At 71.2% G+C, this 11,972-nt stretch carries 15 protein-coding genes; 1 reads left to right on the top strand and 14 read right to left on the bottom strand.

The window, feature by feature from the left end:
- Positions 1 to 5 precede the first annotated feature (5 nt).
- From ACLJQ7_RS10605 to ACLJQ7_RS10580, 6 genes are all read right to left on the bottom strand, one after another.
- Complete coding sequence (locus ACLJQ7_RS10605; protein ID WP_410647992.1) at positions 6 to 335, bottom strand: hypothetical protein; 330 nt, start codon at positions 333 to 335, stop codon at positions 6 to 8.
- A 39-nt stretch (positions 336 to 374) separates the two neighbouring features.
- Positions 375 to 539, bottom strand: a complete 165-nt coding sequence (locus ACLJQ7_RS10600; protein ID WP_410647990.1) for a hypothetical protein — start codon at positions 537 to 539, stop codon at positions 375 to 377.
- Positions 540 to 551: 12 nt separating this feature from the next.
- Positions 552 to 941 (bottom strand): hypothetical protein, encoded by a 390-nt coding sequence (locus ACLJQ7_RS10595; protein ID WP_410647989.1) that lies wholly within the window; start codon positions 939 to 941, stop codon positions 552 to 554.
- A gap of 531 nt (positions 942 to 1,472) precedes the next feature.
- Entirely contained in the window at positions 1,473 to 4,418 is a 2,946-nt protein-coding gene (locus ACLJQ7_RS10590) for a BTAD domain-containing putative transcriptional regulator (protein ID WP_410647988.1), read from the bottom strand.
- Positions 4,418 to 4,852 carry a hypothetical protein gene (locus tag ACLJQ7_RS10585; protein WP_410647987.1) on the bottom strand — a complete coding sequence of 145 codons (435 nt, stop codon included), beginning with the start codon at positions 4,850 to 4,852 and terminating at the stop codon, positions 4,418 to 4,420. The genes ACLJQ7_RS10590 and ACLJQ7_RS10585 overlap by 1 nt, the downstream gene beginning before the upstream one ends.
- Positions 4,853 to 4,890: 38 nt before the next feature.
- On the bottom strand, positions 4,891 to 5,268 hold the full coding sequence (locus tag ACLJQ7_RS10580; protein WP_410647986.1) for a hypothetical protein: 378 nt from the start codon (positions 5,266 to 5,268) through the stop codon (positions 4,891 to 4,893).
- A 102-nt stretch (positions 5,269 to 5,370) separates the two neighbouring features.
- Here ACLJQ7_RS10580 and ACLJQ7_RS10575 point away from each other — a divergent pair, with 102 nt between their 5' ends.
- The gene (locus ACLJQ7_RS10575) at positions 5,371 to 5,718 is read left to right on the top strand and encodes a hypothetical protein (RefSeq protein WP_410647985.1); all 348 of its coding nucleotides are present in this window, start codon (positions 5,371 to 5,373) and stop codon (positions 5,716 to 5,718) included.
- Positions 5,719 to 5,726: 8 nt separating this feature from the next.
- On the opposite strand, the gene ACLJQ7_RS10570 is transcribed toward ACLJQ7_RS10575, so the two are convergent.
- Genes ACLJQ7_RS10570 through ACLJQ7_RS10535 form a run of 8 tightly spaced genes read right to left on the bottom strand, consistent with a single transcriptional unit; the run spans position 5,727 to position 11,944 of the window.
- Positions 5,727 to 6,194 carry a TadE/TadG family type IV pilus assembly protein gene (locus ACLJQ7_RS10570; RefSeq protein ID WP_410647984.1) on the bottom strand — a complete coding sequence of 156 codons (468 nt, stop codon included), beginning with the start codon at positions 6,192 to 6,194 and terminating at the stop codon, positions 5,727 to 5,729.
- Positions 6,191 to 7,129: a hypothetical protein gene (locus ACLJQ7_RS10565; protein WP_410647983.1), complete on the bottom strand. Its 939-nt coding sequence runs from the start codon at positions 7,127 to 7,129 to the stop codon at positions 6,191 to 6,193. Before ACLJQ7_RS10565 ends, ACLJQ7_RS10570 begins: the two co-directional genes overlap by 4 nt.
- Before the next feature lie 52 nt (positions 7,130 to 7,181).
- On the bottom strand, positions 7,182 to 7,634 hold the full coding sequence (locus ACLJQ7_RS10560) for a TadE/TadG family type IV pilus assembly protein (RefSeq protein WP_410647982.1): 453 nt from the start codon (positions 7,632 to 7,634) through the stop codon (positions 7,182 to 7,184).
- Positions 7,635 to 7,636: 2 nt separating this feature from the next.
- Positions 7,637 to 7,834, bottom strand: coding sequence for a hypothetical protein (locus ACLJQ7_RS10555; protein ID WP_410647981.1), 198 nt, complete (start codon positions 7,832 to 7,834; stop codon positions 7,637 to 7,639).
- 51 nt (positions 7,835 to 7,885) lie between these two features.
- Positions 7,886 to 8,779 (bottom strand): type II secretion system F family protein, encoded by an 894-nt coding sequence (locus ACLJQ7_RS10550; RefSeq protein ID WP_410647980.1) that lies wholly within the window; start codon positions 8,777 to 8,779, stop codon positions 7,886 to 7,888.
- Complete coding sequence (locus ACLJQ7_RS10545; RefSeq protein ID WP_410648564.1) at positions 8,776 to 9,669, bottom strand: type II secretion system F family protein; 894 nt, start codon at positions 9,667 to 9,669, stop codon at positions 8,776 to 8,778. Before ACLJQ7_RS10545 ends, ACLJQ7_RS10550 begins: the two co-directional genes overlap by 4 nt.
- A 17-nt stretch (positions 9,670 to 9,686) precedes the next feature.
- On the bottom strand, positions 9,687 to 11,060 hold the full coding sequence (locus tag ACLJQ7_RS10540) for a CpaF family protein (protein WP_410647979.1): 1,374 nt from the start codon (positions 11,058 to 11,060) through the stop codon (positions 9,687 to 9,689).
- A complete protein-coding gene (locus ACLJQ7_RS10535; protein ID WP_410647978.1) occupies positions 11,057 to 11,944 on the bottom strand; it encodes a carbon monoxide dehydrogenase maturation protein in 888 nt (295 codons plus the stop codon). Before ACLJQ7_RS10535 ends, ACLJQ7_RS10540 begins: the two co-directional genes overlap by 4 nt.
- Positions 11,945 to 11,972: the final 28 nt, after the last annotated feature.

The raw sequence follows: 11,972 nt of genomic DNA, 5'->3' as shown, positions 1-11,972 counted from the left end.
AGCTTTTACGCGCGGCGCAATGTGGTGGTGAGCGCGAGCACGGCGTGCCCTTCGCTGGGGGCGGGGTATTCCGCGCCGTCGGCGGTTACCACCCGCCATTCCGATTGCCGCACGATGTCGGCGGGAAAGTAGCTACCGACGAAACGACCGTCGGGCCCGGTTACCGTGCCGTACAAAAGTTGTTGTTGGTCGGCGGGGTCGATCACCACACCCGTGACGGTGCAGTCGTTGTCGGTGTTGGTGCGGGTCACCACTTCGGGTTGCACGTCGCGGGTCATGGTCGGGTCGACCACGTACACCACGCGTTCTGTTGCGTCGTCGGTGTTGTCGTTCACGGTGTTGCCCTTCCGATGTCGGGTGCGGCGGTTGCGTGGTCAGTGGGCGGCGGCGAAGTCGGCTTCCGCCGCTTCGGCGTCCCGGGTGTGGGATTCAGCGGCCGCGTCGGCGGTGTCGTGGTCGGGGTAGGTGTTGGACCAACCGCAATAGCAATGCGCGGTGGCGGTACCGTCGGGGTTGTCGGTGGTGTCGGCGTAGCACATAGCAATCCCCAATCACGTGTTTTCCGGTTTTCCGCTTTCCGGGGAGATATTCGCGCCCGGTGCGGTGGTTTGTCGTTGTTTCCGGTTTTCCCGGTGACACAACAAACGTAACTCGACCCCGGGCGCCGCGCAATAGGTTTCCGGGGTTAATTTCAGGGAATTTTGCCTATCTTTTTGCGTGAATGCACGCGATTTCATGGAAATGTTTGCGCAGGTCAGGCGCTTGTGGATCGCCGAAAAAAGGGAAGGACGGCCGCAGATGAAACCGCGGATAAATGTAGTCCTTTTCAATAAATAGAAAGAGAATGAAGGAAAGGGAGAAGGCGAGGGAGGTACCAGGGTGAGTGCTGGTGAAACGATGACGGAGCCGCGTGACATCGCCGCCGGGCCTGATGTGTTCACCTGCTTGGTGTCAAGCGAGTCTGGGATACCGGTGGATCCCCCTGGAGGGGGCGTAGCCTGCGAGAACGGCTGACATGGGGGGATCCGTCTTAGGTGGATACCGGAGGACGAGGCTGATAGGCCGGGTCGGCGGCCCTGCGATTGGCAGTCACGCTCCGCGTCGCCGGAGGCGACGGGGGCGGCGCTGAGTGACCGCGCCGACGGTTCGGGCCCGGTATGCAAGGCGGTGTCCGCGCGCCGGATATGCGGGTCGCCACGGCGGCACCAGAGTGTCTTTGCGGCGCACACGAGTCGCCGAGAACACTCGGCGAGAGCCGATGTCAGTGCTGGGGAATTCGATTGTGCGCCCACGAAGTTCTTTTTCTTGGCCTCGATGTTTGTGCTGCCACGGTCGACGCTAGCATCGGCGCGGGCGGAATCGCGGCGGGAAATCGAGGCATTTCGCTGTTCCGCACAAATACCTTTACCGCGCGGAAACGCGCCTCGATCCCGAATGGGCGGGACGTGTTCGCGAACCGGTGGTGTGTTCATTCATGGCGCCGTTGATCGGGAGAAGTCCTCGATCGGTATCCCGGTGTCGCGGGCGCGTAATCGCTGGGCGAGGTCGACGGTGTCCGCGGTGGGCGTGGTGTCGATCTCGGCGAGGCGGGTTCGCAGGAGGTCCAGGGTGCGGGAGATGGCGTCGTGCCGGCCGAGGGAGTGCTGCAGGCGCATGATGTCGCGGTAAATCAGCTCGTTGTGCGGATCGAACGCCCGCGCGGTTTCCAGCAGATCCAAGGTGTAGTCAGGATCGGCTCCAACTCTGGAGCGGGCGAGCGCGGCCACGGCGTCGAGCGCGTCGCGCCGCGTCGCTTCCCGCGCCGCGACAAGCCAGTCGGAATCCAGGCCGTCGGCCAGAGCTCCGCCGTAGTGCGCCACAATCGCCTCGTAGCCCTCAGCGCGCCGCTCGGCGGTGCCGGCGGTCCGACGGCGGGTCACCGCGTCGGCGAAGTCCCAGTAGTCCACCTCCACCACGGCCGGGTCGAGCCGGTACTGACCTTGCTCGGCCAGGACCAGCTCGCCGACGGTGCCGCGGGTGGCGGTGTCGAGGGCGCGGCGGACGCGGGACAGGACCGTGCGCAGCACGCTGGCGGGATTGCGGGGCGGGTCGTTCGGCCAAAGAGCGTCCACGATCGCGTCCCGGGACACCCCGCCGGGATGCACCGCGAGGAAGACCAGCAGTTCGAGCGGTCGGCTGCTCAGCTCCCCGGACAGGTCACGCAGCTCCCCCTCGGCCTGGCCGGGGTCGGGTTGCCAATGCAGGGCCGGGGCACCAAAGACCGTCAGTGCCAGCGGCGCGGGTGGCCTCGGCTCCGTGCCGGCCGCGTGCGGGCGAGGTTCCTCGCCAGGGTCGCTGGCCGGGGACGGCTCCGGCGCGGGCGGTCCCGCGGTGATCTCCAGTCGTCGCGGGTCGCCTGCGGCGTTCCGCGGCGGGGCCAGGAAAGTCGTGTCCTGTGGTGTCGCTGTCTGCCGGGGCTCGGGGGCGTCGCGAGCCGGGTCGGTGTCGGCGATGCCGCTGTCGGTGCTGGCGCGGGGTGCGGCGGTGCGGAGGAAGGCCAGGAGGTCTCGGGTCGCGGTCTCGGGCAGGGTGAAGGCACGGGTCCCGCGCAAAGGTTCGCCGAGGCCGGGATCGGTGGCCGAGATGATTCCGCCGCCGGTGACGTAGGCGGTCACCCCGGCGCGCCACTGGCCCAGCAGCAGCGCGGTGAGGCCGTGCTGGCCGTGGTTGTCGAGCAGGTGCTGCAACCGCGCCTGCCGGCCGGGGTCACCGGGTGGGGACGCGATCAGGACGGCGGGCCGCGGCGGCACCGGGGCCTCGAGGGCGGCCAGGGCGGTGTCCAGGTCGGCCACCACGGTGATCGACGTCGGCAGGTCGGTGGTAGCACCTGGCACACCGAGCAGGCGGGCGACGTCGGCGCTGGGCACGTAGACCCTGCGCGTGGGTGCGTTCCCTAAGGAGTCGGCCAGGAGGGTGAGCAGCAGGGCGCGAGCCGCGGCGTAGCCGCCCGGCCCGACCAGGCCGAGACCATGAACACGGGCCAGGTCGAGAGCGACCTGGGTCCCCTCGCCTGCTGTGGCGACGTCGCCGTCGGCGGGAGAGGGCTTGATGTCGAGCGCGATGTCGACCACTGATGGCAGCGTCGCCGGTCCGGCGCCGCAGCCGGCGGGCATGGCGGCGCCGATCACGCGGCGGACACGAGGTACGACCACCGTCGGCCGGGCCTCGTTGCCCGTCCCTTCCGGTGCGGTGCCCGAGCGCGGCGCCGGGTCTTCGCCGCCGGGATCACGACGCTCGCGCCTGCCCGGGCCGCCGGTCGCGATGCCGGTCTCAGCGTCCAGTTCGAGGTCTTCGTCGTGGTGCTGGGCGCGCAGATGAGCCAGGCGCAGCTGGTACACGACCGGGGCGACGGGCAGGTCGTCGTCGCGCCGGCCGCTGCCGGGCCGGTATCGGGCGTGGTGCCGCCGTCGCGTGAGCACGAGCAGGGCGCTGACCGCGGCGGCCAGGCCCAGGCTGGCGAACACCTCACCGGTCCCCCAGCTCGCCGCGCCACCGGCGGGCCCGTCTACCTCCTGGTCGGCGGCAGGTGTGGCACTGGGTGTCGCGGCCGGGGCAGGCTCGGAGGGAGCTGGCGTGACCGTGCTCGGCGTCGGGGGCGCTGATTCGGGGGCGGGCGCAGAAGGCGTGGATTCCGGCAGAGGCGGCCTAGGCGGGGCGGGCGTCGGGCTGGTGGTGGGGAGGTGGAGGGTGTCGCCGGGGTGGATCAGGTTCGGGTTGGTCAGGGTCCGTCCGACGGGCTGGGCGCGGCCGTGGTTGAGGGCCCAGATTTCCGGCCAGCGATCACCCTCGCCCAGGCAGCGTTGCGCGATCCGCCAGAGCGAGTCGTGCACCCCGTTCTCCGGCGGGCGGACCCGCTCGGTTCCGGGCTCGGCCGGAAGCCGGGCCTGTTCCTGGGCGACCGGTGCCGTGGACGCGGGAGCCGTGACAGCCACCTGGGCATGACCGGCGCGGTGCGCGGCGTCGGCTGTGGTGAGGGGCGCGGCGGTGGCAGTGCGGCCCAGCACGGCCACGAGCAGGGCGCCGACGAACACGGCCGCGACGCGCCGTACCGGGCCTGTCTGCCGTTTCAGGTCCGGCACTCGGGCGCCGCGGGCGACGTCGGCCGCGCACGCGGCGAGGTCGAGAACGAACACCAGCCAGGCCAGCCAGGCCAGGCAGGCGAGGGTGTGGAGCAGGAACCGTGCGGACATGGGTGTCATCAGCTGCGAGCCGATCTCATCCAGGCCCGGCAGGTGATCCGGCAACGGCCAGCCCACGCCGTAGATCAGCGCCCACGGCAGCCCGGCCACCAGCGCTGTCAGCACGACGCCCGCGAACAGCCCACGCATCACCCGGCCCAGCAGCCGCGCGGTGCGCGTGAGCGGCACACGGGAGGGCATCAGCTACTCGCCGCGGCGAGGGTCACCCCGCCGTTGCTGGTGGCTTCCGGTGCGGCCGGTGCGGGCGCGGTGGGCCGGGTGGCGCCCGGTGCGGTGGCCTCAGCGGTGTCCTTGCCGGGGGTGCCGCTTTTCTTCGCGGTGCTGGGGCGTTTACGTTTACCGCCGCGGACGACCCTGGCTGCCTGGTCGCGCCAGCGGGTGAGGTCAGTGGCGGGGACGTCGGTGACTGCGGCGAGCTCGGGCACATCGATGACGTCGCCGGCCGCGGTGAGGACCTCACCGAGCTCGCGTTCGAGGTCGGCGAGCTGCCCGGCCAGCTCGGTGTGCCGGCGGGCCAGCTCCCCGACGGTGGCCGCCGCTCGCTTACGGCGGGCGCTGCGCGCGGAGTCGGTTTCCTCCAGTCGGCGGGCGATCTCTTCGTCCGTGGTGACCATCCCGGTGTTCTCCCTTCACGAAGTGGTGCAGCGGGTGGTCAGGGCTCGATGCCGGTGACCCCGCGCTGCGGATGTGCTGCACCGCGCCCGTGGGTGTGGATGTAGTCGATCCCGGCCAGCGACAGCAGCTGGGTCCGGTAGACAGCGGTGACCTCAACGGTCACCGTGTTCCCGGCCACCACGACGGTGCCGGTCGCGCCGACGCTGGACAGGTACCGCTGCGCGAGGTCACGCGCCCGTACCGGATCGACGCGAACGGTGCCGTTGGCGCGATAGGACGCGAGGTCGAGCGCCTGAGCGCCGGCACGGGCGGCGGACTCGGCCTGCCCGCCGACGCGGACCTTGCTCGCCAAGGCGAGGCCGCCGTCGAGGCTCAGCCCGGTCAGAGCGAGGAGCCCGATCAGGAGAGCGAGCACGAACGCCGTGACCCGACCCTCCTCAGCCCGCCACCACAACCGCAGTCGGCACCCGGGGGTGCCGGGCACGCGGGTGCGCTGCGGGCCAGAGGGGTGACGAGAATGAGCGATCTGACCGCGCTCGGGCACGCCGGGACACTCGCTCAGGCTCGCTCTGTCCTCGATGCGATCCGCGCTGACGAATGGCTCGACGAGGGTGTGACCGTGGAAGACATCCGCCTCGGTGCCTACCTGCACGGCGGGTACGACGACCTCGCCCTGATCGCCCAGGCTCGCCAGGCCTACGGGTTCTCCGGCCGGCAGACCGATCTGCGGGCCGAGATCGCGCAGGACCTCGTCGACCGGCACTTGACGGACATCGGCCTTATCGCGAGGAGATTGCTCGAGCATCGGACGCTGACCGACGCCCAGCTCCGCGCCTGCGTTCCCGCGCTTCCACTCGTGCGCTGACCACGTCATCAGGCACCACCCCGCCGGGCCTGGGACCGGTAGGTGTCGACGACTTCGCTGGCGGACGCGACCAGGGTCTTCCCGCCGGGAACACCGAGCAGGACAGCTTGCCCGAAGTCCACGGTGCAGCGCACGTGCACGGTCACCGCACTGGCGGGAGCCAATGTGCCGGACATCGTGGTCGTCACGTCGCGGCACACCACACCCGCTTGGGTCAGCGCGGCGCCGGCGGTGTCACGGGCGGCGGCGGTGGCGGCCGTGGTGGTGCGGTGCAGGGTGGCGGCGCGGGCGGCCTGGTGGGCGGCGTCGTCGAGCCGCAGCCGCGCGTCGACACCGCGGTGCACCACCACAGCGGTGAGAGCCAGCAGCATCACCAGGACCGGTGTCAGCAGGACGGCTTCGGCGGTCACCGAGCCGCGCTGGACACTCCACCAGGCCCGTGCCCTTCCCGCCTGTTGGTTTCCTCGCCGCGTCATGACTGCCCCTTCCCTGCCGGGCCGCCGGCACCGGGCGGACTGGTCGTCGCACGGTGAGGTAGCAGCAGCGTGAGCCGGGGCCACTCCACAGGTGGACGCTCCCAGGGGAATTCCCCTGCCTGGGCGAGGTCGCGGGCGGCGGTGACGTGAGCGAACACGTTCTGTGGCAACGCTTCCGCGGCGCCGGTCAGGCGGCGCAGCTCGTCGCGGCCGGGCAAAGCGGCCAGGACACGATCGGCGCGGTGAGTCAGGTCGGTGCGCCGCAGTTTCGCTTCCCACGCGCGAGTCAGCAGCAGGCAGCCGCGTAGATGCCGGGCGACCTCGGCCAGGTCGTGGTCGATCGTGCAGGCCGCTTGGCGTGCCGCGGCCACCAGGTCCTCGCCGGCGTCGGGATCGGTTGCGAGTTCCTCGGCGAGGGCACGCGCGTCGCGGCCGCGGTCGAGACAGCACAAGGCCTCCCACACCACCCGGTGCGCCTCGCCGGGCAGGGCGGGGTCGATCCAGGCGCGGGCCGGTGTGCGGTGCAGCTCGTCGACTCCGGCCAGCAATTCCCGCACCAGCCTCGCGGTGTCGGCCCCGAGGTCGGCGAAATCCTTACTGCGCCAACCCTCGCCGCGGCGCAACCGGGTCCGGGGAGTGTCACCGTGCGGCCCTCGCTCCTCTTTGGCCGCGCAGGCAGCGCGCCATCCGGCGAGCACGACGATCAGGGCCACGGTGGTGAAAATGAACTTCCCGGCGAATCCGTTTCCCGCCATCAGCGGGAATCCCACGACAGTCGCCCCGGGCAGTCCTTTCAGGACGGTGCCCGGTCGCACTGCGGCGGCGATCTGCCGGCGCCGCCAGTGGCGCGGGATGAGGGCGGGATGGAGCAGCACGGTGTCCGGCCCGTCCGGGAACACGCCGTCGAGCACCGGCGAATGACTGAGGTTGCCCATTAGGAGACTCCTGTCGGTCTCGCACCAGAAGCTGTCTCTGGATAAGGAAAAGTCAGGGTGTGGTGCCCGTGTCGGGCACGAAGCGCTCGACCTCGCCGGAGGTGTCGGCGTGCACGTGCAGCTGCACGCCGGGCAGGACCGTGGCGGCCTCGCCACGGATACTCACCGACACTGAGGTCGCGTCACGGGTCACGGTGAGCTGGGGCTCGCGTAGTGGGCCGGCGGCGAGGTCGTTGAGCAGCCGCTGTCCCGCGGCGTATCCCGTGGCGGCGGTGCCGTGCTGGACGCGGGCCGCGGCAAGGGCTCGTGAGGCGGCGGTCTGGGCGACGTGGGTCGCGTGGGACCACACGGCGAACTGGATGATCGCCAGCAACGCCAGCAGCAGCAACGGTGTCGCGATGATCAGCTCGACGGTGACCGCGCCCCGGTCCCCGGACAGGGCGTGCCGGACGCGGTGAGCCAGCAGACCGCGCGGTCGCCGCGGTGAGCGGTTCCGGGTCGGCATGGTCAGCCGATCCCGAGGTTGATCGAGTTGGCCTTTTCGGTCAGTTTCGCCACGATGATCGCGATGATGGCGATCGCGGCGATGGCCATCAGCGCGGTGACGATGACGGTGGTGGTGATCTCACCGCGCTCGGGTTCGGCTCGTAGAACGGCGATCTTCGCCGCCACGACTGTCCATATCGTACGGACGTATTGCTTCATGGCTCCTTCTTTCGTTTCCGTGCAAGGCTTCTCGTTGCGACTCCACGCGGGCTAAAGCCCGTTGAGGACCTGAATGACAGCGGGATAGGCGATGAATCCCAGGAAGCCGAGGAACAGCAACGTCACCGGCAGTGCCATGCGCTCGGTGGCGGCCTGGGCGTCGGTTTCGGCGTCGGTGACCTGATGGGTCCGCAGTGCTTGGGCTTTCGCCGCCAGGGACGCTCGGACGCGAGCACCTTCGGTCCCGGCCAGGGAGATCGACGCGGCGAGTTCGGCGAGTTCGGTGATGTCGAGTTCCTCGCCGAGCCGGCGCAGCGTGGCCCAGGGGGTGGTGCGGGTCAGTTGGGCGGCGTGCAGTGCGCGGCGGATCTTGTCGAACGCCGGCCCTGTCCCGACGGCTGCGGCGTCGCCGAGAGCGGCCTCGACCCCGGCTCCCCCGGCGAGGGTGATCCAGACGAGGTCGAGGAAGGCCGAAAGTGCGTCGCGGAACTCGCGCCGCGACCGGGTGGCTTTGGCGCGGACATCGAGGTCTGGAGCCAGGAAGCCGAGCGCGGCGAGCGCGAGCCCGGCCAGCAGTGACACCTCGACACCCAGCGGCAGCCCGCCCAGGGCCAGCAAGGCTTGCAAGAGCCACGGCGCCAGCAGCCCGGACATGGCGAGCACGGCCTTGGATGCCAGGTGGGTGTCGACGCCGCGGCCGGTGACCCGCAGATCGGCCTCGATCGTCGTACCGGGCAGCCCGAGCATCCGCAGGCCGGGCACGAAAACGCGGCCCCAGGCGCGCACCCACGCGGCGTCCCCGGTGAGGACGATCGGCGTAGCCAGCCGCCTGGCACTGACCTTGGCGAGCTGGTCGCTCAGCGCCGGGCGAGGCGGCACGGCCCAGGCCAGGAGCAGCCAGAGCCCTGTGCCAGCACCGGCGCCGAACGCGAGTGCCGGGATCATGAGGGCCCACCTTCGCCGTCTCGAGCGCCGACAGCCGCTGGGCTGTCCAGGATGAGCACCCGTGGTTGCCGTCCGCCGGTCGCGATCCGGGCGAGCCACGCGAACCCGGCGGCGAACAGGGCCCCGATGAGTAGCAGGACGAGCTGGCCGGTGGCGGTGTTGTAGACGTCGAGGTAGGCGCGGTTGAACACCACGACCCCTGCGGCGAAGGTGAGGGTGGTGGCGACGATGACCCGTACCGAGGTCCGGGTCCGGGCGCGGCCGGTCTCCACGCGCATCCGCATCGCGGCCTGCTCGCGGGCGGTGGTGGCCAGGGAGCCGAGCAAGTCGCCGAGCTGGCGGGCCTGGTGCTCGGCCGCGAGGACGAGGGCGGCCAGGACGAGGTCCGCGGTCGGGTCGTCCAGCTCGCGCGCGAGAGCCCGCAGGGCCGGCGCCAGGCGCTGCCCGCTTTCCAGCCTCGCGGTGAGGGTGGTGACCTCGCCGCGGATGGCCGCGGGCGCGAGCGGGGCGGTGGCGAGGATGGCTTGCTCGAGCCCCGCCGCGGCGGACAGGACATCGCGCAGCATCTCCGTCCAGGACGCGATCGCCTCGATCCGCGCGACCCGGCGGGCGTGGGCGCGGTCCGGACCGACCAGCCGCGGCAGGAACCACGCTCCGGCGGCGGCCAGCACCGCGCCGACCACCCACCCGGTCGCGGCGCCGGTCAGTGCGCCCACGCCGACCGCCACGGCCAGGCGCAGCAGCACCCGCCGGCTCCCGGCCTGCTCGCGTGCGGCGCGCAGCAACATGGGAGGACGCGAAGGTGGCGGCACCGCCGCGAGCCGGCGCCAGGCGGCCACGATCAGCAGCAGACCGACGCCCGCGCCCAAGCCGAGCGCGGCGGCGATCATGGTGGTGGTGTCGATGCTCACGGCGTCCACCACCCCTCCGGACGGGCCAGCAGGTCGGGGTCGAAGCCGGCTGCGGCGAGGTCGTCGAGGGTGTCGGCGCGCAGGGCGCCGGCCACCGGGACGGCGCGGCGGTCCGGGCCGCGGCGGTAGACCTCGTTGGAGATCACCGCCCCGTCCTCGGCGTCGATCACCTCGCGGATCGAGGCGATCACCCGCGTCGTCCGGTCGACGGCTCGGTCGAGGTGGACCACGAAATGGACCGCGCTTGCGACGAGCAGCGCGGTGGCTTCGAGGGGTAGCCGTTCCGGTCCTTGGGCGGCGTAGGAGGCGAGGCGGGTGAACGCGATCTTCGAACTACTGGCATGCAGGGTGGCCATGGAGCCGTCATTGCCTTGCGACATCGCGTTGCACATCGGAATGACCTCAGACCCACGGATCTCCCCGACGATGACCCGGTCCGGCGACATGCGCAGGCCCCAGCGCACCAGCTCCGCCTGATCGATGGCGCCCTCGCCCTCGACATTGGGTTCGCGGGCCTGCAGAGCGGTGACATCGGCGTGCCGCTCGGGATCCCGGTCGAGACCGAGTTCGAAGGCATCCTCGACCGTGACGATCCGCTCCAGCGGGTCCATCTCCGCCGCCAGGCCCCGCAAGAGCGTCGTCTTCCCGGCGCCCGTGCCGCCGGTGATCAGCACGTTTTTCCGCGCCCGCACCATCGCCCGCAAGAACCGTTCCAGACCGATGTCGAGGGTGCCGCGACGACGTAACTGCGGAAGGGTGGCGGTGAGGTAGCCGTGCCGGCGGATCGTGCACGCCGTCACCCCTCCCGCCGTCAAACCGAGGACCGCGAAGAGCCGCTCACCGCCGGGCAGCTGAAGATTCAGCGCCGGACTGCCGCGATCGAACCTGCGTTCCTCCGACGACGCACGGGCCGCGAGGGTGCGGATCAGGTCGGTGAATTCCCCGTCCGACGCCGCCACCGGCCCTACCTGGGCACGGCGGCCGTCGTTGTACTGCACGAACACCCGGTCGAAGCGGTTGACCGCGATCGTCTCCACCGAGCGATCCGCCAGCAGCGGCTGCAGCCCGCCCAAGCCGAACACCTCGTCCAGAACCTGGTCGACGACCCGCTGCTCCGTCGTCGAATCCACCAAGGCACGCCCGGCCAGAAGTTCGGCCTCGCTGTGTACGGCGACCGCGGTGTCGAGGACCTCGCGACCGATCTCGCGACGCCGCGCCACGCTCAACGCACTGCCGCTCGTCCGGGACGCGGTCTCGACCCGGCCGGGCAGGTCCGTGGTCAGCGCCTGCCGGAGCCGGGCGCGTAACCGCTGCTCGACATCCCCCGTACCAGCGCCGACGGGCATGGCGGGGTGGTCGGTCCGTGTCATGCGCGGGGCTCCTTCCAGGCAGGGCTGGGCTGATGGCCGTTGTGTCGCGGATCCCTCACTTGCGGCGGCGGCGCGGACGCTGGTTGTGGCCCGAGGCTGGGCGGGCTGATGAGCACGCCACCGGGTCTGCGCACCTGCTGGGCAGGTACACCCGGGACACCAGCGGACGTGGTCACCGGTGGTGAGGCGATGGGAGTAGCGGGTTCGGCCAGGGTGCGGGCGAGAGCGGCGGCGTGGCGGGCAAGGCCACCGTTGTTGCCGCGGCGGCGGGCCAGCGGGTGACGATGACCTGTCAGTGTGGCGGCAGTGGCCGGGTCGTGCGGGAGACGCCCGATCGCGGGTATCCCCAGCTCACGCTCCACATCCACGGTCGGATAGCCATCACCGGTCAGCAGCAAGCCGGGACGCGGTGTCCAGCGCGCCAGGTCTCCCAGCCGCACCGCGGCATGGGCGAGGTCGTCGCCCTGAGTGCCCGTCACCAGCACTAGAGCGTCGGCGCGGCGCGCGATCGCCTCGGCCGGTGATCCGGGATCCACCCGTCCGCAATCGGCGAACACCACCACGTCCATGTCGTGGGCCACGACGGGCAACAGCGGCCCGTCCGGAGCCGTGGTCAGAGTCGACAGGGCGGCTCGCGCGTGCGTGCCACCAGGAGGTGCCACCAGTGCGCGGGCGCCACCGGGCAAGGCCTGGGTGTGGTCCCACACCACTGCGGGATCGTGGATGCGGCGTGCCGCGGCGGCGAGGCTCACCAGCCCTGGGGCGGCCGGCAGGCCGTACCGCATCGCCAGATCGCCTCCGGAGGGGTCGACCTCGGCGACCAGACGGCGCATGCTCTCGGCATGTGGCCAGGTCATGGCCAGCGCGACAGCCAGGGTCGTCACGCCCGGCGAGCCTTTCACTGAACACAAG

The sequence above is a fragment of the Amycolatopsis sp. cmx-4-54 genome (assembly GCF_046548895.1).
GTDB lineage: Bacteria > Actinomycetota > Actinomycetes > Mycobacteriales > Pseudonocardiaceae > Amycolatopsis.
This window is presented reverse-complemented; position numbering and strand designations above follow the sequence as displayed.

Bases quoted from the DNA above. Each gene is read 5' to 3' on its own strand.
- ACLJQ7_RS10545 (WP_410648564.1), bottom strand. From the start codon at position 9,669: ATGATCGCCGCCGCGCTCGGCTTGGGCGCGGGCGTCGGTCTGCTGCTG.
- ACLJQ7_RS10575 (WP_410647985.1), top strand. From the start codon at position 5,371: ATGAGCGATCTGACCGCGCTCGGGCACGCCGGGACACTCGCTCAGGCT.
- ACLJQ7_RS10585 (WP_410647987.1), bottom strand. From the start codon at position 4,852: ATGGTCACCACGGACGAAGAGATCGCCCGCCGACTGGAGGAAACCGAC.
- ACLJQ7_RS10565 (WP_410647983.1), bottom strand. From the start codon at position 7,129: ATGGGCAACCTCAGTCATTCGCCGGTGCTCGACGGCGTGTTCCCGGAC.
- ACLJQ7_RS10600 (WP_410647990.1), bottom strand. From the start codon at position 539: ATGTGCTACGCCGACACCACCGACAACCCCGACGGTACCGCCACCGCG.
- ACLJQ7_RS10560 (WP_410647982.1), bottom strand. From the start codon at position 7,634: ATGCCGACCCGGAACCGCTCACCGCGGCGACCGCGCGGTCTGCTGGCT.
- ACLJQ7_RS10555 (WP_410647981.1), bottom strand. From the start codon at position 7,834: ATGAAGCAATACGTCCGTACGATATGGACAGTCGTGGCGGCGAAGATC.
- ACLJQ7_RS10550 (WP_410647980.1), bottom strand. From the start codon at position 8,779: ATGATCCCGGCACTCGCGTTCGGCGCCGGTGCTGGCACAGGGCTCTGG.
- ACLJQ7_RS10540 (WP_410647979.1), bottom strand. From the start codon at position 11,060: ATGACACGGACCGACCACCCCGCCATGCCCGTCGGCGCTGGTACGGGG.
- ACLJQ7_RS10570 (WP_410647984.1), bottom strand. From the start codon at position 6,194: ATGACGCGGCGAGGAAACCAACAGGCGGGAAGGGCACGGGCCTGGTGG.
- ACLJQ7_RS10590 (WP_410647988.1), bottom strand. From the start codon at position 4,418: ATGCCCTCCCGTGTGCCGCTCACGCGCACCGCGCGGCTGCTGGGCCGG.